24 protein-coding genes, 1 tRNA gene and 1 other RNA gene are annotated in these 24,072 nt (G+C 41.5%); 22 read left to right on the top strand and 4 right to left on the bottom strand.

The window, feature by feature from the left end; translation table 11 throughout:
* Positions 1–85 precede the first annotated feature (85 nt).
* The 7 genes from MKX65_RS21270 to MKX65_RS21240 all read left to right on the top strand — a co-directional run bounded on the left by MKX65_RS21270 (position 86) and on the right by MKX65_RS21240 (position 6,561).
* Positions 86–1,567 carry a tetratricopeptide repeat protein gene (locus tag MKX65_RS21270; RefSeq protein ID WP_340905467.1) on the top strand — a complete coding sequence of 494 codons (1,482 nt, stop codon included), beginning with the start codon at positions 86–88 and terminating at the stop codon, positions 1,565–1,567.
* Between the two features lie 104 nt (positions 1,568–1,671).
* On the top strand, positions 1,672–2,622 hold the full coding sequence (trxB, locus tag MKX65_RS21265; protein WP_340905465.1) for a thioredoxin-disulfide reductase: 951 nt from the start codon (positions 1,672–1,674) through the stop codon (positions 2,620–2,622).
* A 303-nt stretch (positions 2,623–2,925) separates the two neighbouring features.
* Entirely contained in the window at positions 2,926–3,384 is a 459-nt protein-coding gene (locus tag MKX65_RS21260) for an NUDIX hydrolase (RefSeq protein WP_340905463.1), read from the top strand.
* A gap of 12 nt (positions 3,385–3,396) precedes the next feature.
* Entirely contained in the window at positions 3,397–4,290 is an 894-nt protein-coding gene (gene rapZ, locus MKX65_RS21255) for an RNase adapter RapZ (protein WP_340905461.1), read from the top strand.
* Entirely contained in the window at positions 4,287–5,270 is a 984-nt protein-coding gene (locus MKX65_RS21250; protein WP_340905460.1) for a gluconeogenesis factor YvcK family protein, read from the top strand. Before rapZ ends, MKX65_RS21250 begins: the two co-directional genes overlap by 4 nt.
* Before the next feature lie 37 nt (positions 5,271–5,307).
* Positions 5,308–6,261 carry a DNA-binding protein WhiA gene (gene whiA, locus MKX65_RS21245; protein ID WP_340905459.1) on the top strand — a complete coding sequence of 318 codons (954 nt, stop codon included), beginning with the start codon at positions 5,308–5,310 and terminating at the stop codon, positions 6,259–6,261.
* A gap of 42 nt (positions 6,262–6,303) precedes the next feature.
* On the top strand, positions 6,304–6,561 hold the full coding sequence (locus tag MKX65_RS21240; protein WP_119709969.1) for an HPr family phosphocarrier protein: 258 nt from the start codon (positions 6,304–6,306) through the stop codon (positions 6,559–6,561).
* Between the two features lie 49 nt (positions 6,562–6,610).
* On the opposite strand, the gene clpP is transcribed toward MKX65_RS21240, so the two are convergent.
* Positions 6,611–7,252, bottom strand: a complete 642-nt coding sequence (gene clpP / locus MKX65_RS21235; RefSeq protein ID WP_340905457.1) for an ATP-dependent Clp endopeptidase proteolytic subunit ClpP — start codon at positions 7,250–7,252, stop codon at positions 6,611–6,613.
* 343 nt (positions 7,253–7,595) lie between these two features.
* Between clpP and MKX65_RS21230 the strand changes: the two genes are divergently transcribed.
* From MKX65_RS21230 to eno, 10 genes are all read left to right on the top strand, one after another.
* Entirely contained in the window at positions 7,596–8,144 is a 549-nt protein-coding gene (locus MKX65_RS21230; RefSeq protein ID WP_340905456.1) for a DUF6241 domain-containing protein, read from the top strand.
* An 89-nt stretch (positions 8,145–8,233) separates the two neighbouring features.
* Positions 8,234–8,305 (top strand) — tRNA-Arg (locus tag MKX65_RS21225).
* A gap of 106 nt (positions 8,306–8,411) precedes the next feature.
* Positions 8,412–9,725: an RNA polymerase factor sigma-54 gene (rpoN, locus tag MKX65_RS21220; RefSeq protein ID WP_340905455.1), complete on the top strand. Its 1,314-nt coding sequence runs from the start codon at positions 8,412–8,414 to the stop codon at positions 9,723–9,725.
* 13 nt (positions 9,726–9,738) lie between these two features.
* Positions 9,739–9,987, top strand: coding sequence for a glutaredoxin family protein (locus tag MKX65_RS21215; RefSeq protein WP_340905453.1), 249 nt, complete (start codon positions 9,739–9,741; stop codon positions 9,985–9,987).
* Positions 9,988–10,114: 127 nt separating this feature from the next.
* Positions 10,115–11,134, top strand: coding sequence for a sugar-binding transcriptional regulator (locus tag MKX65_RS21210; protein WP_340905452.1), 1,020 nt, complete (start codon positions 10,115–10,117; stop codon positions 11,132–11,134).
* Positions 11,135–11,183: 49 nt separating this feature from the next.
* Positions 11,184–12,191 (top strand): type I glyceraldehyde-3-phosphate dehydrogenase, encoded by a 1,008-nt coding sequence (gene gap / locus MKX65_RS21205; protein WP_160549601.1) that lies wholly within the window; start codon positions 11,184–11,186, stop codon positions 12,189–12,191.
* Between the two features lie 153 nt (positions 12,192–12,344).
* Entirely contained in the window at positions 12,345–13,529 is a 1,185-nt protein-coding gene (locus tag MKX65_RS21200) for a phosphoglycerate kinase (RefSeq protein WP_340905451.1), read from the top strand.
* Between the two features lie 23 nt (positions 13,530–13,552).
* Complete coding sequence (gene tpiA, locus MKX65_RS21195; RefSeq protein ID WP_160549599.1) at positions 13,553–14,314, top strand: triose-phosphate isomerase; 762 nt, start codon at positions 13,553–13,555, stop codon at positions 14,312–14,314.
* A complete protein-coding gene (gene gpmI / locus MKX65_RS21190; RefSeq protein WP_340905450.1) occupies positions 14,307–15,842 on the top strand; it encodes a 2,3-bisphosphoglycerate-independent phosphoglycerate mutase in 1,536 nt (511 codons plus the stop codon). The genes tpiA and gpmI overlap by 8 nt, the downstream gene beginning before the upstream one ends.
* Positions 15,843–16,085: 243 nt before the next feature.
* On the top strand, positions 16,086–17,381 hold the full coding sequence (gene eno / locus MKX65_RS21185) for a phosphopyruvate hydratase (RefSeq protein ID WP_066058826.1): 1,296 nt from the start codon (positions 16,086–16,088) through the stop codon (positions 17,379–17,381).
* Positions 17,382–17,580: 199 nt separating this feature from the next.
* On the opposite strand, the gene MKX65_RS21180 is transcribed toward eno, so the two are convergent.
* Positions 17,581–18,570 (bottom strand): nuclease-related domain-containing protein, encoded by a 990-nt coding sequence (locus MKX65_RS21180; RefSeq protein ID WP_340905447.1) that lies wholly within the window; start codon positions 18,568–18,570, stop codon positions 17,581–17,583.
* Between the two features lie 146 nt (positions 18,571–18,716).
* Here MKX65_RS21180 and secG point away from each other — a divergent pair, with 146 nt between their 5' ends.
* The 5 genes from secG (at position 18,717) to ssrA (ending at position 23,271) form a co-directional block, all read left to right on the top strand.
* Positions 18,717–18,947: a preprotein translocase subunit SecG gene (gene secG, locus MKX65_RS21175; RefSeq protein WP_160549798.1), complete on the top strand. Its 231-nt coding sequence runs from the start codon at positions 18,717–18,719 to the stop codon at positions 18,945–18,947.
* A gap of 140 nt (positions 18,948–19,087) precedes the next feature.
* Complete coding sequence (locus MKX65_RS21170; protein ID WP_340905446.1) at positions 19,088–19,834, top strand: alpha/beta hydrolase; 747 nt, start codon at positions 19,088–19,090, stop codon at positions 19,832–19,834.
* A gap of 19 nt (positions 19,835–19,853) precedes the next feature.
* Positions 19,854–22,208, top strand: coding sequence for a ribonuclease R (gene rnr, locus MKX65_RS21165; RefSeq protein WP_340905445.1), 2,355 nt, complete (start codon positions 19,854–19,856; stop codon positions 22,206–22,208).
* Positions 22,209–22,307: 99 nt separating this feature from the next.
* Entirely contained in the window at positions 22,308–22,772 is a 465-nt protein-coding gene (gene smpB, locus MKX65_RS21160) for an SsrA-binding protein SmpB (protein ID WP_340905444.1), read from the top strand.
* Positions 22,773–22,935: 163 nt separating this feature from the next.
* Positions 22,936–23,271: a transfer-messenger RNA gene (ssrA, locus tag MKX65_RS21155) on the top strand.
* 109 nt (positions 23,272–23,380) lie between these two features.
* On the opposite strand, the gene MKX65_RS21150 is transcribed toward ssrA, so the two are convergent.
* Complete coding sequence (locus MKX65_RS21150; protein ID WP_340905442.1) at positions 23,381–23,551, bottom strand: hypothetical protein; 171 nt, start codon at positions 23,549–23,551, stop codon at positions 23,381–23,383.
* 47 nt (positions 23,552–23,598) lie between these two features.
* The gene (locus MKX65_RS21145; RefSeq protein ID WP_340905441.1) at positions 23,599–24,006 is read right to left on the bottom strand and encodes an LAGLIDADG family homing endonuclease; all 408 of its coding nucleotides are present in this window, start codon (positions 24,004–24,006) and stop codon (positions 23,599–23,601) included.
* Positions 24,007–24,072: the final 66 nt, after the last annotated feature.

The raw sequence follows: 24,072 nt of genomic DNA, 5'->3' as shown, positions 1-24,072 counted from the left end.
ATAATAATTAGGTTAAACTTATTTTTTTATAAATTACTTCATTACATCTAAGAAGTGCTTGTAAACACGTTAAATGGAGGATTTCATGAGCAAAGACTCTAAAGCATATCAACCTAAAGGTAAATTATTGTCTTTTCATCCAACTGGTGAATACTACTTTGCGAAAGGCTTAAAGGCGTATCAACGGAGGGATTTTTATAAATCAAAAAAGTATTTGGAGCGCGCGATTCAATTAGAGCCGGGCGAACCAATGATTTATTGTCAGCTGGCGATTGTATGTACGGAGCTTGGTGATTATCAACAGTCCAATCGCTATTTGCACGAAATTTTAGAAGAGCTGGATGAGCATATGCTCGAGTGCCATTATTTCTTGGCTAACAACTACGCACATCTCGGTCTTTTTAAAGATGCATACACACACGCGTCGCTGTATTTAAAGCTTGACCAGGACGGAGAGTTTGTTGAGGATACGGAAGAATTACTCGACTTGCTAACTCTTGAGGCGGAGGAGCTTGAGGAGGATCTGTACGAAGAGGACGATCTTATTGTAAAACAGGATGAGGCGCGTCGTTTATTAGAATCGGGACATTTTCCAAGAGCGGTTGACCTTTTAGAAGAGGTAATTGAGGAATTTCCTGAATACTGGTCAGCCTACAACAACCTAGCTCTTGCTTATTTTTATTTAGGTGAAACTAGCAAGGCGGACGACATTCTTGAGGATGTACTCACGAAAAATCCAGGCAACCTGCATGCGCTGTGCAACAAGCTTGTATTTGCTTTTTATCTAAAGGATAAAGAGAAAGTGAACAGCTTGAAAGAAGTGTTGAAAAAGATTAAGCCGATGCTGCACGAACATCAATTCAAACTTGGTGCAAGCTTTGCTCTTGTTGGAGAGTATGAGCTAGCTTACGGTTGGCTAAGAAAGCTGCAACGAGTGGGCTTTGAAGGGGACGGACCGTTTTATTACTGGTTATCTTACTCTGCTTACCATACGAAACGTCAATCCATGGCTGAGCAAGCATGGAAAAGAGTTCTTGAATTTAGCCCTGAAAAAGAAGGGCATGAGCCATGGGAAAAGAATAAGCCAGAAGCGGCCGGCTTTGAACATATTCCAAAAGCGATTCATCAAAAGCTAGAAAGCAGCTTTATTGAAGAGCGTTTATTCGGTTTATTCCTTGCTTCTTTATCGGCAGAAAAAGAGCAGCTTTTAACTTCTATGAAGCCAAAGTATTTGATAGAAAAGGAATATGTTGATTTTTTAAGCATGGAAGCATGTGAAAAACCTATCATGCGTTCTGGACATGAAACAGCCATGGAGCTTTATAAGCAGCATCAACCGATTGGAACGACACAGTCGAGCTTGTTTTTATTATGGTTTACCATTTTGCCAGGACTTATGAAAGAAAATGTGCAAGCAAACAACTCAAAGGCCTTGGCAGCTGCGACCGAATATATGTGGAGAAAGCAACGTGGGGAGCGAACATCACAGCAGCAGGTGGCAAAGCTGTACAGTTTATCCAGCTCCACCCTCCAAAAATATGTCAAAATTGTAAAAGGGCTCATTTAGTGAGCATATATTTGGACTCCACTCACTTTGTTTTATAGGATAAGAGTAACAAGGAAATACTAATACAAGTATTGTTTTCTTTTTTTAAAAGGAGTGAATAAAACGTGTCTGAAGAAAAAATTTATGATGTCATTATCGCTGGTGCTGGTCCTGCTGGAATGACGGCTGCTGTGTATACATCACGTGCAAATCTTTCAACATTAATGATCGAGCGCGGTGTGCCAGGCGGACAAATGGCCAACACAGAAGAGGTTGAAAACTATCCAGGTTTTGACCATATATTAGGACCTGAGCTTTCTACAAAAATGTTTGATCACGCGAAAAAGTTTGGTGCTGAGTACGCATATGGCGATATAAAAGAAGTCATTGATGGTGAAGAGTATAAGACGGTTGTAGCTGGTTCAAAGCAGTACAAAGCTCGTGCAGTGATTATTACAACTGGTGCTGAATATAAGAAAATTGGCGTTCCTGGTGAAAAAGAGCTTGGAGGCCGTGGGGTTTCTTACTGTGCGGTTTGTGATGGCGCCTTTTTCAAAGGGAAAGAACTTGTCGTTGTTGGTGGAGGAGACTCTGCGGTGGAAGAAGGAGTGTACTTAACACGCTTCGCTTCTAAAGTAACAATCGTTCACCGTCGTGACGAGCTTCGTGCCCAAAAAATTCTTCAGCAACGTGCGTTTGACAATGAAAAAATTGATTTCATTTGGAATCACACAGTGAAGCAGATCAATGATAAGGACGGCAAGGTAGGTAGTGTCACTCTTGTTTCAACACAAGATGGGGCAGAGCGGGAATTCCAAGCAGATGGCGTATTCATCTACATCGGAATGGTTCCTCTATCTAAGCCGTTCGCGAACCTTGGAATTACGAACAGTGACGGATACATTGAAACCAATGACCGTATGGAAACAAAAGTTCCTGGTATTTTCGCCGCTGGTGATATCCGCGAAAAAACACTTCGTCAAATCGTTACCGCAACAGGTGACGGAAGTATCGCCGCTCAAGCTGCGCAACACTATGTAGAAGAACTAATGGAATCATTAAAGCAAAAAGCATAACATAGGAAAAGCTAGCCTTTTGGGGTTAGCTTTTTTCTTCATAAAATATTTGGTGCATTGCTTCACCTATTTTTTACAAAACGTAATCTCCAATTAATTATACTGTAACAGTAGTGAAACATTGTTCGTGTAGAATAAGAATTGAAATTGACCCCCTTTTAAGATATATATCTTTGGCACAGGAACATGTCCTGTGCTCTTTTTTTATATTTGTCCATTTCCTATTCATTGTGAGCCCATTGTAAAAATAGTATAATAGTAAGAATAAAAGTCGTTAATTCTAGTCCCTGAGGTGATTGAAGCGTGCAACGAGTGACAAATTGTGTATTGGTAAAGGATAATAAAGTCTTGCTGCTCCAAAAGCCTAGACGTGGCTGGTGGGTGGCTCCCGGTGGAAAGATGGAGCCTGGTGAATCAGTGAGAGACTGCTGTATTCGAGAGTACCGTGAAGAGACCGGTATTTACTTGAGAAACCCCAATATTAAGGGCATTTTTACATTTATCATGAGAGATGGAGACCAAGTCGTTTCTGAGTGGATGATGTTCACCTTTTTTGGAACAGAAGCTGATGGAATCAATCTGGATGAGTCAGAGGAAGGAAAGCTTGCTTGGCATGACTTTCATCAGATTAAAGATTTACCGATGGCAGAAGGAGATTATCATATATTGGACTACATGATCCACGGTCAAGGAATCATCTATGGCACTTTTACATATACAACCGATTTTCAGTTAATTCAATATCGTCTTGATCCTAGCTAAGGAGGAATTTTTATGAGTACTGGAGCGACACAAGATACACAAATGGTGATTATAACGGGGATGTCGGGTGCAGGGAAAACCGTCGCCATTCAAAGTTTCGAAGATCTTGGTTTTTTCTGTGTAGATAACCTGCCACCAACCTTATTGCCAAAATTTCTTGAACTTATGAAAGAGTCTGGAAATAAGATGAATAAGGTAGCGCTTGTAATGGATTTAAGGGGGAGAGAGTTTTTCGACCACCTATTCAAGGCGCTCGATGATCTTGCAGAAACATCATGGGTGACACCGCAAATTCTATACTTAGATGCGGATGACTCCACGCTTGTTCGTCGCTACAAGGAAACTCGACGTACTCATCCTCTTGCTCCGTCCGGACTTCCATTAGAAGGTATACAGCTGGAGCGAGAGTTGCTTGAGGACCTAAAAGGAAGAGCACAGCTCATTTACAATAGCTCGCAAATGAAACCAAAAGAATTACGCGAAAAAATCTTAACGGAGTTTTCAGTGAATAAGCAAACCATCTTTACGGTCAATGTGATGAGCTTTGGGTTTAAGTACGGAATTCCGATTGACGCAGATTTAGTTTTCGATGTTCGCTTTTTACCAAACCCGCACTATATTGAATCGATGAGACCAAAAACGGGTCTTGATGAGGATGTTTCAAAGTATGTACTGAAGTGGAATGAGACGACGAAGTTCTTAGAAAAAGTAACAGAGTTGTTAGCCTTTATGCTTCCTCATTACAAGCGTGAGGGGAAAGCGCAACTTGTGGTGGCCATTGGATGTACTGGTGGGCAGCATCGCTCGGTGGCATTGACTGAATACATTGCACACCACTTCGAAAAAGACTATGAAACTCGAATCACTCATCGTGACATCGAAAGGAGAAAGGAACAAACTACATGACGAAGATTCGACAGCCTCGAATTGTGATTATTGGGGGCGGAACAGGGCTACCGGTGTTGCTTCGCGGATTAAAGAAGTTTCCCGTTGATATTACGGCCATCGTTACGGTTGCTGACGATGGCGGTAGCTCTGGACGCCTTCGAGATGAAATGGACATTCCTCCTCCCGGAGATGTTCGCAATGTGCTAGCGGCATTATCTGATGTTGAACCGTTAATTGAGGAAATGTTTCAGCACCGTTTTGCAACTGCTAATGAATTATCTGGTCATTCGCTTGGTAATTTGATTTTAGCAGCGATGACATCCATCACAGGGAATTTTACTCATGCCATCCAAGAGATGAGTAAGGTATTGAACGTGCGTGGGAAGGTGCTTCCAGCTGCCACACAAAGTGTGGTGTTGCATGCAGAAATGGAGGACGGCACGATCGTTTCAGGGGAATCGAAAATTCCTTACTCCGGAAAACGGATCAAGCGGGTGTTTTTAACACCTGGTGATGCGACTCCACTGCCAGAGACTCTTCAAGCCATTCGAAAAGCGGATTTAATCGTAATTGGACCAGGAAGCTTATATACTAGTATCTTACCTAATCTTCTTGTACCAAAGCTAGGCGAGGAAGTGTGCCGTGCAAAGGCGAAGAAGGTGTATATATGCAACTTAATGACTCAAGCGGGCGAGACGCTTGATTATTCCGCGAGCGACCATGTGAAAGCGATTTACGACCATATGAAGAGTGATTTTATGAACATCATTTTAGTAAATAGGGAACATATCCCAGAAGAGGTTCTTACTCGCTATAGCGAAGAGCTAGCAAAACCTGTACACTTTGATTTAACTACTCTATATGATTTAGGACTTGAAGTGGTAGAGGGAGAAATCATGAGCCTTGAAAATGGAGTCATCCGCCATGATACGAGGGAAGTAGCAAATATTTTATATTCTCTATTAATAAATGAAACCCGCAAGCGGTCTAAAGCGTAGATACACTTAAGCAACCGTTTGTGTAGGAGGTGAAGATGTGTCATTCGCTTCGGAAACGAAAAAAGAGTTAACGAATATTGAAGGAAAAGGATGCTGCGGGAAAGCGGAACTGTCCGCTTTGATTCGAATGAATGGCTCATTGTCCTTCTCTAATCGAAAACTAGTGGTCGATATCCAAACGGAAAATGCTGCGATTGCACGAAGAATTTATACGTTGGTAAAAAGATACTACGACGTTCAAGTAGAACTTCTCGTTCGAAAGAAAATGAGATTGAAAAAGAACAATGTGTATATTGTAAGGCTATCACAGGATGCAAAGATCATCTTAGAGGATTTATTTATCCTGGAAGAAGGATTTGTGTTTGCTCACAATATTGCTGAGGTACTTATTAAAAAGAAATGCTGTAAGCGCTCCTATTTACGTGGAGCATTTTTAGCAGGAGGTTCGGTGAACAATCCGGAAACATCCTCTTATCATCTCGAAATTTTTTCACTTTATAAAGAGCATAACGACTCTTTATGTGAATTGATGAATACATTTGGTTTAAATAGTAAAACGCTTGAAAGAAAAAAGGGCTTCATCACGTATTTAAAGGAAGCTGAAAAAATCACCGAATTCCTAAACATTATCGGTGCCCATAATGCCTTACTAAGGTTTGAGGACATTCGGATCGTACGAGATATGCGTAACTCGGTGAACCGGTTGGTCAATTGTGAAACGGCGAACTTAAACAAGACGATTGGTGCGTCTTTACGACAGGTTGAAAATATCCGATTTATTCAAGATACAGTAGGTCTTCATATTTTACCTGAAAAGCTTAGAGAAATTGCAGAGCTTCGGATTGCTTACCAAGATGTCACATTGAAGGAGCTAGGGGAGATGGTATCTGGAGGGAATATTAGTAAATCAGGTATCAATCACCGTCTGCGCAAAATTGACGAAATTGCCGAAAAGCTCCGAGTCGGGGAAAACGTGAGTAAAACCATGTAATTGATATAGATAAAGAGAATAGGATAGGGGAGGAAAGTAAGAATGGTGGAAAAACAAGTAGTAGTCAAGTTGAAGACTGGTTTACAGGCACGCCCTGCAGCGTTGTTTGTACAAGAAGCAAATCGTTTTTCGTCAGAAGTATTTTTAGAGAAAGACGGTAAGAAGGTCAATGCAAAGAGCATCATGGGTCTTATGAGCTTAGCTGTTAGCTCAGGTTCATCTGTGAATTTGATCGTCAATGGAACGGATGAAGAAGCAGCGCTTGAAGCATTAGAAAAATACGTTCAAAAAGAAGCATAATAAGAAAACTCGCTCCAGTATGAGAGCGAGTTTTTTTACTGTTGAAATCTTATTTTTCTTCCTTCTTCGTTTCAAGCGTGTTGCGTGAAATGATATGGTCAACTAGGCCATATTCCTTTGCACGATCAGCTGTCATGAAGTTGTCGCGGTCTGTGTCTTTAGAAATGACTTCCATTGGTTGACCAGTACGCTCAGCAAGAATGCCGTTTAACTTTTCACGAAGGAAAAGGATACGCTTCGCAGCGATCTCGATTTCTGTTGCTTGACCTTGTGCTCCACCAAGCGGTTGGTGAATCATTACTTCTGCATTTGGAAGAGCATAACGCTTTCCTTTTGTACCAGCAGCAAGAAGGAATGCACCCATTGATGCTGCCATACCGATACAAATGGTTTGAACATCAGGCTTAATGAACTGCATCGTGTCGTAGATGGCCATACCAGCTGTAATGCTACCACCTGGTGAATTGATGTAGATGGATATGTCTTTTTCAGGATTTTCCGCTTCTAAAAATAATAACTGAGCGACGATTGAATTAGCCACATTATCATCAATTCCACTTCCAAGCATGATAATGCGGTCTTTTAATAGGCGTGAGTAAATATCGTATGCACGCTCTCCACGGTTCGTTTGCTCAATAACTGTAGGGATTAAATTCATTTCTTTTTCCTCCTTTAATTGAGAGTCAAACATACAATTGATTAAGTATGTTTAAAGTAAAACTGTATGTATTTTCATGATACACGCATGGTCAATAAAGGTCAAACAAATAGCTACATAATTGTTCGACACAAATTGCTATGTACTTATAAACCCACTTTCCATCATACCCACTGGGCAGTTTTTTAAACAAGAAGTTGAGCTTTTCCACTATACTGGAAATAGGAACTGTTGTAAAATGTAGGATAATGATAATGGGGGGAGAGAAGTGGGATTGGTTGTTCGCGAAAATACATTCAAAAACATCCTCAACTCTACGAAATCCGCCAATTCGACATAACAAATATAGAAAATGTTAACAAAGGGAGTGGAAAACGTGGAAACGAAAAAGGCCATCAAACTCAACAAAATACAAATCGCAGCAATTAGTACAGGACTCGTAATCATGGCTGGTTTTGGTGTATTTTCGTATTGGACAAATGCCACTCCATCAAGCGGTGGAACGGACAGGGTGCTCAAGCAGGCGGAGGAAGCGGAGGCATCCGTTGAAGACGGAGGACTTGAAATCCAAATAGATGAAAACGTGGAGCAGGTTTTTCCAAGTGACTTAAAAGAATTCGAAGTACAATCTGCCATTCACCATATGTCACATCAAAAGGTGGAAGCCGAAAAGAAATGGGGAGCCATTCTTATTACGGAAGAGCGAATTAAGCGACTTTACGATGTGGTAGTTGCCAATGAAAATGAATATAAGTATGCGAACACATATATCAGGATTCTTGAAAGATGGCTTGAGGGGGATTTTTCCCAAGCAGTCAGTGACCATAACACGATATGGGAATTACAGGACGGAAATGTTGGAAAAGCGACTGGCCTGTTAAGTATGAAAGAAGAAGAGAAATTTATAGAGAAGTATATGAAGTAGAGTTGAAGCAATGACGTCTAGTCGTTGACAGCATAATGAATCATCTTGTATGATGTAAGAGCGCTTATTTTGCATATAAGCACTTTTCTGCCCTCGTGGTGCAACGGATAGCACGTAAGATTCCGGTTCTTGAAATGGGGGTTCGATTCCCTCCGAGGGCGTCATTAAGTAAAAAACACTTGTCACTATATAGACAGGTGTTTTTTTATTAACTACCCATTCAATTCCCACATATCTTCATGTAAAATAGATAGTGGGGGTGAGAAGATGAACTTAAAAGCAGGTTTGTGGCAACAGCAGACGTTAAAATTAAAGATGACGCAAGAGCTATCTCAAGCGATTACTCTACTTCAGTATTCTTCCCAGGAGCTTACGGCTTTTTTAGAAAGCAAAGCATTGGAAAATCCCCTTATTCAGATTGAAACCTCCCATGTTAAGACGATGGATCCCCGCAAAGATCGACCGAAAAAAACGAGAGTCATAGATAAAGATCAACAAAACTGGATTGAACAAATAGGAAAAACCGCTACGAACCTTTATGACCATCTATACGCTCAAGTGGTGAACCACTCGGATGTGGAGCTACTTAAGGCTTTTTTAGAATACATTGATGGAAACGGTTACATCGGAGTGAGGGACGAATCTCTTGCTACTGAATTAGGTACTTCACATGAGAAAGTAGACTCGTTAGTTTCTATTATTCAAGACCTTGAACCAGCTGGAGTAGGTGCGAGGTCATTAGGGGAGTGTTTATATTTACAGCTCATCCGTATGCCGAAACGAAATCCCTTAGCGGAAAAATTAGTCAGTAATCATTTTGAGGAGTTTGCAGAAAAAAGATGGAAAACATTATCCAAACAACTAAACATTAGTCTGTCTGATATTCAATTGGCATTTGACCTAGTTCAAACATTAAATCCGCGTCCAGGGGCTGACTTTCAGGACGAAGCACCGTCTTATGTGTTTCCAGATGTATCGGTCAAATGGGACGGGAAACACTTTGAAATTAGTGTGTTCGATGACGTGCTCCCTAAGCTAACGTTCCAACAGGAGTATTATCAGCAATTTTCATCTGTGAAAGATGCGAACCTCAACAAATATTTGCAAGAAAAGCAACAGGACTACTCATGGATCGTTAGAAGCTTAGAACAACGGAAGGAAACGATTACTAAGGTGTCACTTGCGATTGTGCAAAGACAGCAGGACTTTTTCGAAAAAGGGCCGTTGCACATAAAGCCGATGACGATGAGAGAAATTGCAGAGGAAATAGAGGTTCATGAGTCCACGGTTAGCCGGGCGGTCCGTGAAAAGTATATGCAAACCCCATTTGGAACATTTGAATTAAAATCGTTCTTTACGAACATGGTTTCCACGACCAATTCAGAGGCCACATCGTCTAATCAGGTGAAAGATGCCATTAAGAAACTGATCGAAGGGGAAGATAAAGCAAAGCCTTATTCCGATCAGGAAATTTTAGATATATTAAAAGAAAACGATGGATTTGTGATATCCAGGAGAACAGTGGCTAAGTACCGGGATCAGCTCGGAATCCCATCTTCATCAAAGCGAAAGAGATTTTAAAGGAGATTGTTTAATGATTATTGAGTTTTATACTAGAAAAAGATGCCCATTATGTGAAAAAGGAAAAGCGATCCTAGCCGAACTTCAGGAAAGCTGGGAGTTTGAAATCGTTGAGAAAGACATTGATACAAATGATGAATGGACAGAGCAGTATGGGTTAATGATTCCTGTCGTTGTTCTGGACGGAGAGGAGCTTCAGTATGGACAGTTAGACAAAATGTTCATAAACGAAGCGCTTACAAAAAAAATACACCGTATATGAGTTGAAAAGGGAAATCGCACCTGTTAGAATAAGTTTTGTAGCAGGGGTGATTTTTTTTACCTTCAGCGGGACACATTATGTCTATGAGGGACATAAAATGTCCATATAGGATGAAGGAGACATCAATATGCAGTCGATCATTGATATCCAAAAAAGATTATTACCTGATTTGCTCTCTGTTATGCAGGAACGTTTTCACATTTTACAATACATAGGTTCCATGGAGCCAGTAGGTCGTCGAAGCTTATCTGTCAGTCTTGGTGTAACAGAACGAGTCCTCAGAAGTGAAGTATCCTTCTTAAAAGAACAAGATTTAATCACTATATCAAGTGTAGGAATGAGTCTAACTGAAGATGGAAGGGAATTACTAGAGGGATTAGAAGCGGTTATGCGTGAGATATCAGGTATCGACAAAATGGAAGAAAGACTCCGAAGGAAACTTGGTATTCAGCAAGTGATCATTGTAGCGGGTAACAGTGATGAGTCACCATGGGTAAAAAGCGAATTAGGAAGAGCTTGTGCTCTTTGTATGAAAAATTCGTTGCAGGGAAAAAATATCATCGCAGTTACTGGTGGTACAACAATGGCCACTGTAGCAGAGATGCTAACTCCTGACCTTGGCAAAGATCTTCTTTTTGTACCAGGACGTGGGGGAATTGGGGAAGATGTTCAAAATCAAGCCAATACCATTTGTGCCAAAATGGCTGAAAGAACCAAATCAAGCCACAAGGTGCTCTATGTCCCTGATCAAGTAAGCAGTGAAACGTACCACATGATGTTGAAGGAACCTCATATTAAAGAAGTTCTAGGTTTAATCAAATCTGCAAGCATGGTTTTACACGGAGTAGGAGACGCTATGACAATGGCCCAACGCCGGCGAACAAGCGCGGAGGACTTACGTAAAATCGAAGAAAGGCAAGCGGTTGGTGAAGCATTCGGGTATTACTTTAACGAAGCGGGAGAAGTGGTCCACAAAGTAAGAACAGTTGGACTTCAACTCGATGACCTAGTAAAGACCGGGCATGTGCTCGCCGTTGCTGGTGGAGCTTCAAAGGAAAAAGCAATTCGCTCTTATATGAAGCAAGCTCCAAAGAACACCGTATTAATTACGGACGAAGGAGCCGCAACACAGTTATTACAGGGTTAACCCCCTTAAATAAAATATATCCTTATTGAATTAAAGGAGGAAACAAATCATGGCAGTAAAATTAGGTATTAACGGTTTTGGTAGAATTGGACGTAACGTTTTCCGCGCAGCATTAACAAACCCTAACGTAGAGGTTGTAGCAGTAAACGACTTAACTGATGCAAACACACTTGCTCACCTTTTAAAATATGACACAGTTCACGGCAAGCTTAAAGAAGACGTAACTGTTGACGGCGACTACCTAGTAGTTGGCGGAACAAAAGTAAAAGTTATCGCTGAGCGCGACCCAGCTCAACTTGGATGGGGAGACCTTGGAGTTGAAGTAGTAGTTGAATCTACTGGTCGTTTCACTAAGCGTTCTGACGCTGCTAAGCACTTAGAAGCTGGCGCTAAAAAAGTAATCATCTCTGCTCCTGCAACTGATGAAGATATCACAATCGTAATGGGTGTTAACGACGACAAGTACGATGCAGCTAACCACCACGTTATCTCTAACGCATCTTGTACGACAAACTGTTTAGCTCCATTTGCTAAAGTTCTTAACGACAACTTCGGTGTTCGCCGTGGTATGATGACAACTGTTCACTCTTACACGAACGACCAACAAATCTTAGACTTACCACACAAAGATTTACGTCGTGCTCGTGCAGCTGCTGAAAACATCATCCCTACATCAACTGGTGCTGCTAAAGCTGTATCTTTAGTTCTTCCTGAACTTAAAGGTAAGTTAAACGGTGGAGCTATGCGTGTTCCAACTCCAAACGTTTCTTTAGTTGACTTAGTTGTAGAACTTGATAAAGATGTAACTGTTGACGAAATCAATGCAGCACTTAAAGCAGCATCTGAAGGTGACTTAAAAGGAATCCTTGATTACTCTGAAGAGCCACTAGTTTCTACTGACTACAACGGTAGCCCAGCTTCTTCTACAATCGATGCTCTTTCTACTATGGTTATGGAAGGCAACATGGCGAAAGTTATTTCTTGGTATGACAACGAGTCTGGTTACTCTAACCGCGTAGTTGACCTTGCTGAATACATCGCTTCTAAAGGCCTTTAATCTTAAGGGAAAAAAACTTCAATTGCGCTAATAAATGGATTATGGGTTTAACCCTTTCCATTTTGTAGCAAAATAGGTTTAAAAAGGGGAGAGGGATCAAATCCCCCTCCTTTTCTAATGTTCAAAGCTTATGCTAAATAGGAGGATTTTCCGATGAACAAGAAAAGCGTAAAAGACATTGATTTAAAAGGTAAAAGAGTATTTTGCCGCGTAGATTTCAACGTACCTATGAAGGATGGACAAATTACGGACGAAACTCGTATTCGTGCAGCACTTCCAACTATTCAATACCTAACAGAGCAAGGTGCAAAAGTTATTTTAGCTAGCCATCTTGGTCGTCCAAAGGGTGCTGTAGTAGAGGAAATGCGTTTAACTCCAGTGGCAGGTCGTTTATCAGAGCTTCTTAATAAAGACGTGAAGAAGGCGGACGAAGCTTACGGAGATAGCGTAAAAGCTTTAGTTTCTGAAATGGCTGAAGGCGATGTTCTTTTATTAGAAAACGTTCGTTTCTATGCTGGTGAAGAAAAGAATGATCCAGAATTAGCAAAAGCATTCGCTGAGCTAGCTGACGTATACGTGAATGATGCATTTGGAGCTGCACACCGTGCACATGCTTCAACAGAAGGAATCGCTCACCACCTACCAGCTGTATCTGGTCTATTAATGGAAAAAGAACTTGATGTTCTTGGAAAAGCTCTTTCTAATCCGGAAAGACCATTTACTGCAATCATCGGTGGAGCAAAAGTAAAAGACAAGATTGGTGTAATCGACAATCTTTTAGATAAAGTAGACAACCTAATCATCGGCGGTGGCTTAGCTTATACATTTGTTAAATCTCAGGGCCATGAAGTAGGTAAGTCACTATTAGAAGCTGATAAGATTGACTTAGCTCTTTCTTTCATTAAGAAAGCAGAAGAAAAAGGCGTTAAGTTTTATATGCCAGTTGATGTGATCGTTGCTGACGATTTCTCTGATAGTGCAAACAAAAAAGCAGTAGCAATCAATGAAATCCCTGCTGATTGGGAAGCGCTAGATATCGGACCAAAAACAGCTGAGCTTTACAGCAATGTAATTAAAGAGTCTAAGCTTGTTATTTGGAACGGACCAATGGGTGTATTCGAATTAGATTCGTTTGCAAACGGAACAAAGGCAGTAGCAGAAGCATTAGCAGCATCTGAAGGTACATATTCTGTTATCGGCGGTGGAGATTCAGCTGCAGCCGTTGAAAAATTCAACCTTGCTGATAAAATGAGCCATATTTCTACAGGTGGCGGAGCTTCTCTTGAGTTCATGGAAGGAAAAGTTCTTCCTGGAGTCGTTGCGTTAAACGATAAGTAATAATTTTAGAGAGGATGAAAACCATGCGTAAACCTATTATTGCCGGTAACTGGAAAATGCATAAAACTCTTTCAGAAGCAACGAGCTTTTTGAATGAAGTAAAGTCAATCGTTCCTTCTTCTGAAAAAGTAGATTCTGTGATTTGTGCACCAGCTTTATTTTTAGAGCGTTTAGTTGACGGAGCAAAAGGAACAGAAGTAAAAATTGGTGCTCAAAACATGCACTTTGAAGAAAGCGGAGCATTCACAGGTGAAGTTTCTGCACCAGCTCTAGCTGATCTTGGTGTTCAATATGTGATCATCGGTCACTCTGAGCGTCGTGAAATGTTCAATGAAACAGACGAGTCTGTGAATAAGAAAACTCTTGCTGCATTCAAGCATGGTATTACACCAATCGTTTGCTGTGGGGAAACTTTAGAGCAACGTGAAGCTGGTGAAACAAATGCGCTTGTGGGCGATCAAGTGAAAAAAGCACTTGTTGGCTTAACAGATGAGCAAGTTAAGCAAACAGTTATCGCTTATGAGCCAATCTGGGCAATTGGAACAGGTAAATCTTCTACTGCTGAAGATGCAAACGAGGTATGTGCACATATTCGCCAAGTAGTTGCAGACAACTACTCTAACGAAGTAGCAGCTGCGGTTCGCATTCAATACGGTGGAAGTGTAAAACCAGGTAACATCGCTGAGTACATGGCACAGCCAGATATCGACGGCGCTTTAGTTGGTGGAGCAAGCTTAGAAGCTGATTCGTTTGTACAATTACTGGAGGCAGGTAAGAATGAGTAAGTCTCCTGTTGCATTAATCATCCTTGACGGCTTCGCTCTTCGTGGCGAGCGTATGGGAAATGCAGTTGCACAATCGAAAAAACCAAATTTTGATCGTTTTTGGAACAGCTACCCACACGCACAGCTTACTGCTTCTGGGGAAGCGGTAGGATTACCTGAAGGTCAAATGGGTAATTCCGAAGTGGGCCACTTGAACATCGGTGCAGGACGTATTGTGTACCAAAGCTTAACACGTGTGAACGTATCCATTCGTGAAGGCGAATTTGAACGTAATGAAACGTTTTTAAATGCCATTAATCACGTGAAAGAAAAGGGAACAAACCTTCACCTATTTGGATTATTATCTGATGGTGGTGTTCACAGTCATATTCAGCATTTATTTGCGCTACTAAAGTTAGCTGCTCAGGAAGGTGTGAACAACGTATACGTTCACGCATTCTTAGATGGCCGCGACGTAGCACCACAATCTGCTGCTGACTTTATTAAGCAAGCAGAAGAAAAGATGAAAGAATACGGTGTTGGTCAGTTTGCAACGATCTCTGGTCGTTACTACTCGATGGACCGTGACAAGCGTTGGGAACGTGTAGAAAAATCTTACCGTGCAATGGTGTACGGAGAAGGGCCTGCCTACTCAAACGCTATGGATGTCGTAGAAGACTCTTACAACAACGGAATCTTCGACGAATTCGTTCTTCCATCTGTTTTGAAAAAGGAAAATGGAGAGCCGGTTGCAACGATTTCTGATAACGACGCAGTTATTTTCTATAACTTCCGTCCAGACCGTGCGATCCAAATCTCTAACACGTTCACAAATAAAGATTTCCGTTCGTTCGACCGTGGCGATAAGCATCCACAACACTTAAACTTCGTGTGCTTAACACACTTTAGTGAAACGGTTGATGGATATGTTGCCTTCGAACCTACAAACCTTGATAACACACTCGGTGAAGTGTTATCTCAAAACAATCTGTCACAGCTTCGTATCGCTGAAACAGAAAAATACCCACACGTAACGTTCTTCATGAGCGGTGGACGTGAGGCGGAATTCCCTGGTGAAAAGCGTATCTTGATCAACTCACCAAAGGTGGCAACATACGATTTGCAACCAGAAATGAGTGCGTATGAAGTAACAGACGCATTAGTAAAAGAAATCGAGGAAGACAACTTCGATGCGATTATCTTGAACTATGCGAACCCTGATATGGTTGGACACTCTGGAATGTTAGAACCGACAATCAAAGCGATTGAAACAGTGGATGAGTGCCTAGGTCGTGTCGTTGATCTGATCATTAAAAAAGGAGGAACAGCGATAATCACGGCGGATCATGGGAATGCTGATGAAGTAGTCACTTTAGAAGGCAACCCAATGACTGCTCACACCACTAACCCCGTTCCAGTGATCGTAACAAAGGAAGGCGTGGAGCTTCGTGAAGACGGAATCCTTGGCGACCTTGCCCCAACGATGCTTGAACTATTAAACGTAGCACAACCAGCTGAAATGACTGGGAAGACATTATTTAAGAAGTAAGTTAGTTTCGATTGTGAAAGCCGGACCTGCTAGCACATGGCGGAAGCAAGCGTTACTGACCATTTTGTAAAAATAAAAAGGCAGTTTACGTCTTTGACGAAACTGACCATCTCAAATTAGGAATAAGGGCAGTTTCCACCTGAAGTAAGCCTTTGTTGCAAAGCAACAACAGCTTGCGGAAGGTGAAATTGACCTGTTCGTGATACAATATTAAAATTTTCTATTATAAGGAGAGATTTTATTATGCCATATATTCAACATGTATACGCTCGTGAAGTATTAGATTCTCGCGGAAACCCAACTGTAGAAGTAGAAGTAATCACTGAGTCTGGTTCATTTGGACGCGCAATCGTTCCATCTGGTGCATCAACTGGTGAGCACGAAGCAGTAGAACTACGTGACGGCGACAAGTCACGTTACCTTGGAAAAGGTGTTCAAAAAGCGGTAGATAATGTAAACAACATCATCGCTGAAGAAATCATTGGTATGGACGTAACTGACCAAGTTGGAATCGACCGCACAATGATCCAATTAGACGGAACTGAAAACAAAGGTAAGTTAGGAGCTAACGCAATCCTAGGTGTTTCTATGGCTGTTGCTCACGCTGCTGCTGAATTTGTAGGTCTTCCATTATACCGTTACCTTGGCGGATTCAACGCGAAGCAACTTCCAACTCCAATGATGAACATCATCAACGGTGGATCACATGCTGACAACAACGTTGACTTCCAAGAGTTCATGATTTTACCAGTAGGAGCTCCTACTTTCAAAGAAGCAATCCGTATGGGTGCTGAAATTTTCCATTCATTAAAGAAAGTTCTTTCTGACAAAGGTCTTAACACAGCTGTAGGTGACGAAGGTGGATTCGCTCCAAACCTTGGTTCTAACCGTGAAGCTCTACAAGTTATCATGGAAGCAATCAAGAACGCTGGTTATGAGCCTGGAAAAGACATTTTCTTAGGTATGGACGTTGCATCTTCTGAGTTCTTCAACAAAGAAACAAAGCAATATGACCTAGCTGGAGAAGGCCGCACTGGTTTATCTTCTGAAGCGATGGTTAACTTCTACGAAGAATTAGTTAACGAATTCCCAATCATCTCAATCGAAGATGGTTTAGACGAAAACGACTGGGAAGGCCACAAGCTATTAACTGAGCGCATCGGTGACCGCGTTCAATTAGTTGGTGACGACCTATTCGTTACAAACACAAAGAAGCTTGCTGAAGGTATTGAAAAAGGAATTGCTAACTCAATTCTTATCAAGGTTAACCAAATCGGTACACTTACTGAAACATTTGAAGCAATCGAAATGGCGAAGCGCGCTGGTTACACAGCTGTTGTTTCTCACCGTTCTGGTGAAACTGAAGATGCTACAATTGCTGACATCGCAGTTGCAACAAACGCTGGCCAAATCAAAACTGGTTCTATGAGCCGTACAGACCGTATTGCTAAGTACAACCAACTTCTTCGCATCGAAGACGAGCTTGGCGAACTAGCTGTATACGATGGAATGAAATCACTTTATAACTTGAAGAAGTAATTCAAGTTGGAGAGGGCGGGCCTTTTTATTGGGCCCGCTTTTTGTATTGTGGGACCCGTCTCTCCCTTTGGGAGGGCGGGTTTTTGGGTTTTTGTGGGTGGCTGGTGGGCAATTAAGCGTGGAGGTCGCTGATATATTGGTGAAAGACGCCGATATATTCAAAAACTCGCTGATATAGTTGAAGAAGTCGCCGATATATTTATAAACTCGCTGATATATCCTCTACGCTGGCTTTTGGATAATAGATTCTTCCCTTATTTGATCCGGAATAGCCTAGATTTAACTCGTTTAATAGACGCTTAGCCACATCCGGTGACTCCAACAACATAAAATCCCGAAATTCCTGGTTCGTTATCGTCAGTTTTATTAAATAAAAGTAGTCCTTCAGTGCAGACATATGTGCATTCGCGTCATTATTGCCGCAATCTGCACAATACCACTTCCCATACACACGCTCCATCCGCAATTTCCCACAAGCACCGCATTGCACCCCAATAGAAATATCAGAAGGAGATAACCCAAATCGACCAAGTGCATCATATTCAGCGGGACGATGACTCTTCAAAAGTAGTTTACAGACTCTTTTAACTCCACGCTGATCCAAAACATCCAATTTAAATTTGCTACCCAAGCCATTAATCCTTTCAGGCAATTTATCCCCATGAATCACACGCTTAAACAAATGTGCCTTCCCTGGATCGGTACGTATAATGGATGAAGGATTGCTCACAACTACAAAATACTCAATAGGTACACGTACACCTCCATACTTCAACAGCCATTTACCCAACATGCCTTGCTGTCTCCTTGCTTGTGTTAAAGGATCTTGAAACCCATCCTCTTCACCATCTTTCATCCGGATTAACTGCCCAAAGCCAGAATCGAAAAATAACGTACCCATAATATTTTTTGTTTCAAGTATCAATGCAAATCTAGTAGTTAGAATAAGGAAATCAATCTGAAAGTAATAATCTCTTTCTTGAAGTCGAAGGTTGTGGAAAATAAAGTGCTCTTTTTCGGGGAGTTGACGTAGGTAATACAAGAGGGATTGTTCGCCCTTATGTCCGGCAAGTCTTTTGGATAATTCGCTTTTTACCTCTGAGTTTACTGCATGACTAGAACCTATCCTTTTTCCTAAGGATTTCAACTTAAGAATTTCCAATGACATTTCAAACTTTTTAACAATCAAAACTAATCACTCCAATCAAAATAATCTACTCTATCTTTTCTCCTCACCCCCCGTCACTTCCTCCCAAAAGGAAAACTATTGTTTATCAAAGCTGGTTATGGTACATTTAAAGTACTGCAATGTGCGTTTTAGGAGGTGGACTTTTTATGGAAACATTAGTTACTGTATTACTTGTGGTCGTTTCGATCGCTTTGATTGTGGTTGTGCTTCTTCAGTCTGGAAAAAGTACAGGTCTTTCTGGTGCTATCTCGGGTGGAGCGGAACAGTTATTCGGGAAGCAAAAGGCACGTGGACTTGACCTTTACCTCCACCGTGCGACGATCGTTCTGTCGGTATTTTTCTTTATCTTAACGATCTTACTAGCGTACGTTTTATAAGAGTCTACAAACCTGGCCACTTTCGGGGTCAGGTTTTTTTTTGTGGTGTTGTGAAAAGTTCAAACATATCATTGGATTGTCGTTGCAAACTATGATTACAATAACTAAATAGATACGAACAGTTTAAAGGAGTTTTACATATGAAAATTGCTATGCCAAAGCCATTTACTTTTGAGGGGGGACCACGAGCGGTACTTCTTCTACACGGTTTTACGGGTAACAGTGCTGACGTTCGAATGCTAGGTCGTTTTTTAGAAAAAAGAGGCTACACCTGTCATGCCCCGCACTATAAAGGACATGGTGTTCCACCGGAAGAGCTTGTCCATACAGGACCAGAAGACTGGTGGCAAGATGTGACCGAGGCGTATGAATATCTTAAAAATAAGGGACATAAGGAAATTGCAGTGGCTGGACTTTCTCTAGGTGGCGTATTTTCGCTGAAATTGGGTTACACTGTACCTATTAAGGGAATTGTTCCAATGTGTGCACCAATGTACATAAAAAGTGAAGAAATCATGTATGAGGGAATTCTTGATTACGCTCGTGAATTCAAAAAACGAGAAGGAAAATCAGCCGAGCAAGTCGAAGCAGAGATGGATGATTTTAAAAAGACACCTATGAATACGTTAAAGGCACTGCAAAACTTAATAGCTGATGTTCGTGATCATGTAGACCATATTTACGCTCCAACCTTTGTGGTTCAAGCTCGACATGATCATATGATTAATACAGACAGTGCGAATATTATTTACAATGGTATTGAATCTGATGAAAAATCTATTAAATGGTATGAAGAATCTGGACACGTCATCACACTGGATAAAGAAAAGGAACAGCTTCACGAGGACGTTTTTCAGTTTTTAGAAAGTTTAAATTGGGAAGAATAAATGAAAAGGAGGGTTTACTATGGACGAAAGTATTAAACAACACGTCGATAAACTTCTTCATTATATGAAGGATGAAGCCTACAAGCCTCTAACTGTGCAGGAGCTGGAAGAAGCATTTGGGATCCAGGACTCTGGTGATTTTAAAGATTTCGTTAAAGCACTTGTACATATGGAAGAAAAGGGACTTGTTGTCCGAACAAGAAGCAATCGTTACGGCTTACCAGACAAAATGAATCTGATAAGAGGAAAATTAACAGGTCATTCGAAGGGATTTGCATTCGTTATTCCTGAAGAACCTGGAATGGATGATATTTTTATCCCTCCAAATGAAACGAATAACGCCATGCACGGTGATACTGTCTTAGCACGTGTAAACTCAGAAACCTCTGGTCAGAGACGAGAAGGAACGATCGTAAGAATTCTCGAGCGTGGGATTCAGCAAGTGGTTGGAACCTATACAGAAAGCAAACATTTTGGCTTTGTGATTCCAGATGATAAAAAGTTTACGAGTGATATTTTTATTCCTAAAGCTGCTGCAAAAGGGGCAGTGGAAGGGCATAAGGTTGTCGTGCTTCTCACAATGTATCCAGAAGGAAGAAAGAGTGCAGAAGGTGAAGTTATTGAAATTCTTGGTCATAAAAATGACCCAGGGGTTGATATACTTTCTGTCATTCATAAGCATGGGCTTCCAGGACCATTTCCGGAAGAAGCGATCAAGCAAGCAAATGAGACCCCAGATGAAATTGATGAAGAGGATCTTGTAGGTCGCCGAGATCTTCGAGACCAAGATATTGTTACTATTGACGGTGCAGATGCAAAAGACCTGGACGATGCTGTAACGGTTACAAAGCTTCCTAATGGAAATTACAAGCTAGGCGTACATATCGCTGATGTAACATATTATGTAACAGAGGAGTCTCCGATTGACCGTGAAGCAGCGGATAGAGGGACGAGTGTGTATCTTGTGGACCGAGTAATACCGATGATTCCGCACCGCCTCTCAAACGGAATATGCTCTTTGAATCCGCAAGTTAACCGTCTGACACTTTCTTGTGAAATGGAGATTACATCGACGGGAGAAGTCGTGAATCACGAGATTTTCCAAAGTGTAATCAAAACAAAAGAACGTATGACCTATAGTGACGTGAATAAGATCTTAACTGATAAAGACGAAGAGCTCCTGAAGCGCTACGAGCCACTAATTCCAATGTTCGAGTTAATGGAAGAGCTAGCGGCTATCCTTCGTAATAAACGGATGAAGCGTGGAGCAATCGATTTTGATTTTAAAGAAGCTAAGGTACTCGTCGAAGAAGATGGAAAGCCAACGGATGTGGTTCTCCGTGAGCGTTCGGTAGCAGAACGACTTATTGAAGAGTTCATGCTTGCAGCCAACGAAACAGTAGCAGAGCATTTCCATTGGTTGGATGTACCGTTTATTTATCGTATCCACGAGGATCCAAAGGAAGATAAGCTACGTAAGTTTTTCGAGTTTATCACAAACTTTGGCTATATCGTGAAAGGAACAGCCAATGATGTTCACCCGCGTGCCCTTCAGGAGATCATTGAAGAAGTACAAGGGAAGCCGGAAGAGATGGTTGTATCAACCGTCATGCTACGCTCGATGCAGCAGGCGAAGTACGATCCAGAAAGTCTTGGTCACTTTGGACTATCAACGGAGTTCTATACGCACTTTACGTCACCAATCCGTCGTTATCCAGACTTAATTGTTCACCGTCTGATTCGAACGTACCTAATTGAGGGCAAGCTGGATCAAGCAACGCGTGAGAAATGGGATGCTCGCTTACCAGACATTGCGGAGCATACATCCAAGATGGAGCGTCGTGCGGTTGATGCCGAGCGTGAAACAGATGAGTTGAAAAAAGCGGAATATATGATGGATAAAATCGGCGAGGAATACGATGGAATGATTAGTTCGGTGACAAACTTTGGAATGTTTGTTGAGTTGCCGAATACCATTGAAGGTTTAGTTCACGTTAGCTATATGACGGATGATTATTATCGCTTCGATGAGCGTCACTATGCAATGATTGGTGAACGTACCGGGAAGGTCTACCGAATTGGAGACGAAATTACCGTACGTGTCGTAAAGGTTGATAAAGACGAGCGTTCCATCGACTTTGAAGTTGTTGGTATGAAGGGTGCTCGACCAGTCGATCGCGATCGTACACCAAGGGTATTTAAAACAGGAAGTACCGAGAAAAAGCCTCGCAGAAAAGCAGGTGCTGGGGACGCAAAAGGCGGATCTGGTGGCTCTAAGCCGCGTGGTGGATCAGGTTCTGGCCCTGGCTCTGCCCGTAAGAAAAAGAAGCATTTTGAAAATGCTCCTAAAGCGAAGCGAAAGAAAAAGCGATAAACATACAGAGAGAGCCATTCAGCATGGCTCTCTTCTTCCCTCTATTGGGGAATTTTGCTACAATAGAGAAACAGACGAGCACCAAAGGAGGAGAATATCGTGCCAAAAGGAATGGGGAAGGTCGTTGCCCAAAACAAAAAGGCAAACCACGACTACTGTATAGAAGAAACTTATGAGGCAGGAATGGTTCTCCAAGGAACGGAAATTAAGTCGATTCGTAATGGACGTATTAACTTAAAAGATTCGTATGCCAGAATTCAAAATGGAGAAATCTATCTATTAAATGCGCATATAAGCCCGTACGAGCAAGGAAATCGCTACAACCACGACCCTCTTCGCCAACGTAAGTTATTGCTTCATAAGAGAGAAATTGATAAACTATTAGGCGAAACGAAGGAAGCGGGCTATGCGCTAGTTCCTCTGAAAGTTTATTTGAAAAATGGCTATGCAAAGATTTTAATAGGCCTTGGAAAAGGGAAGAAGAACTACGATAAGCGTGAAGATTTGAAGAAGAAGGAAGCAAAGCGTGATATCGAACGAGCTTTCCGAGAAAGACAGAAATAAGTTTCTTACAAAAACTTACAATTGAAATCATAAAGAAGTATGCTATAATAACTTATGTCGGGTAACTGACAAACATAATCTTAGCTCTGAAGCTTACCTTCAGACTTTCCTAACGTACGCTAGCGTGAAATACCAATAGCGCACCTTTTATTTGAGGGGACGTTACGGATTCGACAGGGGTAGTTCGAGCTTAGGTTGCGAGTCGAGGGGATCGGCCTCGTTAAAACGTCAAAGCCTATAACTGGCAAAACAAACAACAACTTAGCTTTCGCTGCTTAATAGCGCGTAGCTGTTCCTCCCTCCATCGTCCATGTGGTAGGGTAAGGGACTCACTCTAAGTGGACTACGCCGGATCCCACCGTCTGAGGGTGAAGGAAGAGAACAACCAGACTAGCTGACCGGGCGCCTGTCGATAGGCAGATGGCTCAGCGAAATACGAATATGTCGACTACACTCGTAGACGCTTAAGTGGCGATATCTTTGGACGTGGGTTCGATTAGTTCATAGTCGCCTTGTGTGGTAACATGCAAGTGAAAATTCGGCTTTATCGGTGAAACCTAAGTTGCACTCGTGGCGATAAGGCAATGCCGAGCGGTATGTGAAGTAATTCAACAGCCGTGTATCGACTTATAGGCTGCCAATATGGTAGTACTAGGATGCAGCATCCTGCTTGTGAAGCGAGCAAAACTACGATCTGCATAATACGCCGAAGAACCTGTAACTAACAGGTTCAAGATATAGTCAGTGCCATCTCGAAAGAATGGAATAGCACGTCCCACCGTCTCCACCAAATACATATTTGGTGGTTTTTATTTTGTCTTAAAAGCTACAACAGAAAAAATTCCTCTTCGAATTGTAGTTTTTGTTTTAATAATGTAGGTGAATATTTCCCGTTTCTTCGACTAACTTTATCATAAAATTTTAGAATCCAAATGGCGCGTGCACGTTTTTTGTTAACCCTTAAATAGGGGTGTGTTTTTTCCAATACTTCAAACACCTTTTCTTTTTTCTTAATAGTTAATGTGTAGGAGTCTTTATGTCTTTTAGGATTATAATTTTTTTTATTGTTTATTACTCCATCTGTTAAGCTTTTTATGTAAATTAATAATTCTTTATCAGTAGAGGAAATTGAAATACATGGTCTCCTGAATTCCCCTTTATGCATTCTGGTAAGGCTTATTGAACCCTCACCATCAATAATTCCAGCTATATATGAAGCTTCCCATTCCTTCAATTAACTCCCTCCTTACAGAACGTTTGTTCCTTGTAATTATATAAGATTATAGAGATGTTTGGACTA

This window comes from Robertmurraya sp. FSL R5-0851, assembly GCF_038002965.1.
Taxonomy (GTDB): Bacteria; Bacillota; Bacilli; order Bacillales; family Cytobacillaceae; genus Robertmurraya_A; species Robertmurraya_A beringensis.
This window is presented reverse-complemented; position numbering and strand designations above follow the sequence as displayed.

Excerpts from the sequence above, each read along its gene's own strand:
- MKX65_RS21270 (WP_340905467.1), top strand. The coding sequence starts at position 86 with ATGAGCAAAGACTCTAAAGCATATCAACCTAAAGGTAAATTATTGTCT.
- MKX65_RS21250 (WP_340905460.1), top strand. The coding sequence starts at position 4,287 with ATGACGAAGATTCGACAGCCTCGAATTGTGATTATTGGGGGCGGAACA.
- gpmI (WP_340905450.1), top strand. The coding sequence starts at position 14,307 with ATGAGTAAGTCTCCTGTTGCATTAATCATCCTTGACGGCTTCGCTCTT.
- secG (WP_160549798.1), top strand. The coding sequence starts at position 18,717 with ATGGAAACATTAGTTACTGTATTACTTGTGGTCGTTTCGATCGCTTTG.
- MKX65_RS21170 (WP_340905446.1), top strand. The coding sequence starts at position 19,088 with ATGAAAATTGCTATGCCAAAGCCATTTACTTTTGAGGGGGGACCACGA.
- gap (WP_160549601.1), top strand. The coding sequence starts at position 11,184 with ATGGCAGTAAAATTAGGTATTAACGGTTTTGGTAGAATTGGACGTAAC.
- MKX65_RS21200 (WP_340905451.1), top strand. The coding sequence starts at position 12,345 with ATGAACAAGAAAAGCGTAAAAGACATTGATTTAAAAGGTAAAAGAGTA.
- rapZ (WP_340905461.1), top strand. The coding sequence starts at position 3,397 with ATGAGTACTGGAGCGACACAAGATACACAAATGGTGATTATAACGGGG.
- rpoN (WP_340905455.1), top strand. The coding sequence starts at position 8,412 with ATGAACTTAAAAGCAGGTTTGTGGCAACAGCAGACGTTAAAATTAAAG.
- MKX65_RS21210 (WP_340905452.1), top strand. The coding sequence starts at position 10,115 with ATGCAGTCGATCATTGATATCCAAAAAAGATTATTACCTGATTTGCTC.
- eno (WP_066058826.1), top strand. The coding sequence starts at position 16,086 with ATGCCATATATTCAACATGTATACGCTCGTGAAGTATTAGATTCTCGC.
- clpP (WP_340905457.1), bottom strand. The coding sequence starts at position 7,252 with ATGTTTGACTCTCAATTAAAGGAGGAAAAAGAAATGAATTTAATCCCT.
- rnr (WP_340905445.1), top strand. The coding sequence starts at position 19,854 with ATGGACGAAAGTATTAAACAACACGTCGATAAACTTCTTCATTATATG.
- tpiA (WP_160549599.1), top strand. The coding sequence starts at position 13,553 with ATGCGTAAACCTATTATTGCCGGTAACTGGAAAATGCATAAAACTCTT.
- MKX65_RS21240 (WP_119709969.1), top strand. The coding sequence starts at position 6,304 with ATGGTGGAAAAACAAGTAGTAGTCAAGTTGAAGACTGGTTTACAGGCA.
- MKX65_RS21215 (WP_340905453.1), top strand. The coding sequence starts at position 9,739 with ATGATTATTGAGTTTTATACTAGAAAAAGATGCCCATTATGTGAAAAA.